At 74.8% G+C, this 3252-nt stretch carries 3 protein-coding genes; all 3 read right to left on the reverse strand.

Translation table 11 applies throughout. The features are described from left to right. Positions 1–163 precede the first annotated feature (163 nt). Genes rsgA through VGD85_RS04530 form a run of 3 tightly spaced genes read right to left on the reverse strand, consistent with a single transcriptional unit; the run spans position 164 to position 3021 of the window. The gene (gene rsgA, locus VGD85_RS04520) at positions 164–1165 is read right to left on the reverse strand and encodes a ribosome small subunit-dependent GTPase A (protein ID WP_331062248.1); all 1002 of its coding nucleotides are present in this window, start codon (positions 1163–1165) and stop codon (positions 164–166) included. A 7-nt stretch (positions 1166–1172) separates the two neighbouring features. Next, the gene (aroA, locus tag VGD85_RS04525) at positions 1173–2453 is read right to left on the reverse strand and encodes a 3-phosphoshikimate 1-carboxyvinyltransferase (RefSeq protein WP_331062249.1); all 1281 of its coding nucleotides are present in this window, start codon (positions 2451–2453) and stop codon (positions 1173–1175) included. 43 nt (positions 2454–2496) lie between these two features. Then, positions 2497–3021, reverse strand: a complete 525-nt coding sequence (locus VGD85_RS04530; RefSeq protein ID WP_331062250.1) for a DoxX family protein — start codon at positions 3019–3021, stop codon at positions 2497–2499. Positions 3022–3252: the final 231 nt, after the last annotated feature.

Genomic DNA, 3252 nt, shown 5'->3' on the forward strand with positions numbered 1-3252 from the left:
CCACCCGCACCACCCGAACTCCAACGCGCACTGGCCACCATCGACCGCCACGTCGAGGGCTACACCCACCGAGCGCGCCTAGGAAAGGCAGCCTGAAACTCAAGACAAACGCCAGAGTTCGAAGAACCTAGCTTCGCTAGCGACGATCGGCCTGGACCGAGGATCAGTACGCCGGCTCGCTGCGCGCGGCGAGCAGTCGGCGGAACGACGCCACCCGCTCGGGGTCGGCGTCGCCGCTGCGGAGCGCCTCGTCGAGACCGCACTCGGGCTCGTCGGCGCCGTGGGTGCAGCCGCGCGGGCAGTCCTCGGTCATCTCGTCGAGGTCGGGGAACGCCTCGATCAGCCGCTCCGGCTCGACGTGCGCGAGACCGAACGAGCGGATGCCGGGGGTGTCGACGATCCAGCCGTCGCCGGCGGGCAGCGCCAGCATGTACGCCGAGGTCGAGGTGTGCCGGCCCCGCCCGGTGACCGCGTTGACGATGCCGACCTCGCGCCGCGCGTGCGGCACGAGCGCGTTGACCAGGGTCGACTTCCCGACCCCGCTCGAGCCGAGCAGCACGCTGGTGCGGCCGCTCAGCCGCTCCCGCAGCGCGGTGATGTCGCCGCCGCGGTGGGTCACGACCCACGGCACGCCGAGCGAGCGGTAGGTCGCCGAGAGCGCGTCCGGGTCGGCGAGGTCGGACTTCGTCATGCAGATCAGCGGCTGCATCCCCGCGTCGTACGCCGCAACCAGGGCCCGGTCGATCAACCGCGGCTGCGGCTCGGGGTCGGCCAGCGCGGTCACCACGACCAGCTGGTCGGCGTTCGCGACGATCACCCGCTCGACCGGGTCGTCGTCGTCCGCGGTGCGGCGCAGCGTCGTCGACCGCTCCTGCACCTCGACGATCCGGGCGAGTGCGCCCTCGTCGCCCGAGGTGTCGCCGACGACCCGGACGCGGTCGCCGACCACCACGCCCTTGCGGCCCAGCGGCCGGGCCTTGACCGCCAGCACGGTCTGGCCCTCGACGAGCAGCGTGAACCGCCCCCGGTCGACGGTGACGACCACGCCGTCGACGGCGTCGGCGTACGTCGGCCGCTCCTTGGTGCGCGGCCGGGTGCTGCGGCGCGGTCGGTCGTAGTGCTCGACGTCGTGGTCGGAGTAGCGTCCGCGCGCCTTGGGGCTCATGCCCTGCTCACTGCTCGATCAGCCCGGACCAGAAGCCGGCGAAGTCGGGGAACGTCTTCGCGGTCGTGGCGATGTTCTCGACCCGCACGTCCTCGACGGCTGCCCCGACGATCACCCCGGCGTGGGCCATCCGGTGGTCGGCGTAGGTGTGGAACACCCCGCCGTGCAGCGGAGCGGGCCGGATGCTCAGCCCGTCGTCGAGCTCGGTGACGTCGGCGCCGAGGCCGCTCAGCTCGGTGGCGAGCGCGGCCAGCCGGTCGGTCTCGTGCCCGCGGATGTGCGCGACGCCGCGCAGGTGCGACGGCGCCTCGGCGAGGGCGCACAGCGCGGCCACGGCCGGGGTCAGCTCGCCGACGTCGTGCAGGTCGACGTCGATGCCGAGCAGCGTGCCGCTGCCGGTGACCCGCAGGCCGCCGCCGTCGGGGCCGGCCTCGAACGCCACCTCGCAGCCCATGGCGGTGAGGATCTCGCGCAGCGCGTCGCCGGCCTGGGTGGTCGCGCGCGGCCAGTCACGGACCACGACGCTGCCGCCGGAGACGGCGGCGAGCGCGAGGAACGGAGCGGCGTTGGACAGGTCCGGCTCGATGAGGTGGTCGACGGGGCGCACGGGACCCGGCGCGACCCGCCAGCGGTCGGCGTCGGCGTCGTCGACCTCGACGCCGTGCTCGCGGAGCATCGCGACGGTCATGTCGATGTGCGGGAGCGAGGGGACCGGCTTGCCGTCGTGGCGCACGTCGACGCCCTGTTCGTAGCGGGCGCCGGCGAGCAGCAGCGCGGAGATGAACTGCGACGACGCCGACGCGTCGACGACGACCGTGCCGCCGGCGACGGCACCGCGGCCGTGCACGGTGAACGGCAGCGCCTCACCCTCGACCGGTACGCCGAGGGTGCGCAGCGCGCCCAGGATCTCCCCGATCGGCCGCTTCCGCATGTGCGGGTCGCCGTCGAAGGAGATCGATCCCGTGGAGAGCCCCGCGACCGGGGGAACGAAGCGCATCACCGTCCCGGCGAGCCCGCAGTCCACGGCCGCGTCCCGGTCGAACGCGCCCGGTGTCACCGCCCAGTCCGCACCGGCGGTGTCGACGGTGGACCCGAGCGCGGTCAGCGCCGCGGCCATCAGCGTGGTGTCGCGCGACCGCAGGGCGCGCCGGACCACCGACGGGCCCTCGGCGATCGCGGCCAGCAGCAGTGCGCGGTTGGTCAGCGACTTGCTGCCGGGGAGCGTGACAACGGCGTCGACGGGGTGGTCCGCGCGCGGCGCGGGCCAGGGATCGGGGCTGATCGTCACCCGCGCAGCCTATCGGCGCCCAGGCGCCGGCTCGGGTGCCGGCTCAGGCGACCTTCGCCTTCGCGAGCCGGGCCTCCTGGCGCGCGGCGGCCGCGAGGTGCCGGGCCTGGCGGCGGGCGTCCTTGGCGGCGTGCCGGGTCCGCCAGGCGACGCCCGGCTTGCCGTCGGTGTCGCCGGCCGCGATGACCAGCCCGCCGAGGATCCCGAGGTTCTTGAAGAAGTGCAGCTTCTGCTGGGTCCGCTGGGCCGGATCCTGCACCTCCCAGAACCGGTGACCCGCCGCGGTGGTCGGCACCAGGGAGGCGGCCAGCACGGCCGCCGAGAGCCGGGGCGCCCGGCCGGTGGCCAGCGCGAGCCCGGCGCCGATCTGGACCCCGGCGTTGAGCTTCACCAGCGTCTCGGGGTCCTCCGGCAGCGGGATGCCGGCGCGCTTGGCCAGCGGGACGAGCCGGCTGGTGACGGGTTCGGCCTTGCCGGCGGGCCCCGAGGTGTTCTTCAGCGCGTTGGCCGCGCCGACGAGGAAGACCGAGGCGAGCATGGGGCGGGCGATGAGTCTGCTGACGGTCATGGACCCTTCTTACCCGGCCGGGTGTGAAGCCAGTCCTCGGGGCGGGCCCGCGATCAGGGCACGCCGACGGAGATCGTGGGCAGCGGCACACCCGCCACCCCGCCGGTCACCTGGGCGCCGACGCCGCCGGGGCCGGCCGAGGCCTCGACGCCCAGCTGGACGAGTGGTGACTGCGGGGGCGCGGACGGCGGGGCCGTCGGGCTGTCGCTGGGTGCGTCGCCGGGGCCGCGG

This window comes from Nocardioides sp., assembly GCF_036401255.1.
Classification (GTDB): Bacteria; Actinomycetota; Actinomycetes; order Propionibacteriales; family Nocardioidaceae; genus Nocardioides.